Below are 434 nucleotides of genomic sequence, written 5' to 3'. Positions count from 1 at the left end.
GTAAACACAAAACATCACAATCACAAAGATTGGTAAAGCTAAGAATCGATTGGTCACAATTTTGTCTATTTTGTCAGAGGTCGTAAGTTTTCCTCTGGTTTTCTTTTTATAACAGTTTTGAATAATGGATGATATATAGAGATATCGTTCGTTTGTGATAATAGATTCGGCATCATCATCCAGCTCTTTTTCTGCATTTTGTATATCTTTTTCAATATGTGCTTTGATAGAAGCATTTAATTTTAATAATGAAAGTATCTTTTCATCACGTTCAAACAGTTTCAATGCATACCAGCGTTGTTTTTCCTCTGGCATATCGTATAATGCCACTTCTTTAATCTGTGCCAAAGCGTGTTCTACAACATCAGAAAATGTATGATGAGAAGCTGTTTTTCCATATGCTGCGGCCTTTATCACCGCATCACTTACATTCT

The 434-nt window shown here is 33.9% G+C and carries 1 pseudogene; it reads right to left on the bottom strand.

The window, feature by feature from the left end:
- Positions 1 to 434 (bottom strand): annotated as a pseudogene (locus DW114_RS21410) (ferrous iron transporter B); the annotation flags it as partial.

The organism is Absiella sp. AM09-50, assembly GCF_003433845.1.
Classification (GTDB): domain Bacteria; phylum Bacillota_I; class Bacilli_A; order Erysipelotrichales; family Erysipelotrichaceae; genus Hoskinsella; species Hoskinsella hominis.
The sequence above is the reverse complement of the archived record's forward strand: the minus strand, read 5'-3'. Positions and strand labels throughout refer to the sequence as shown.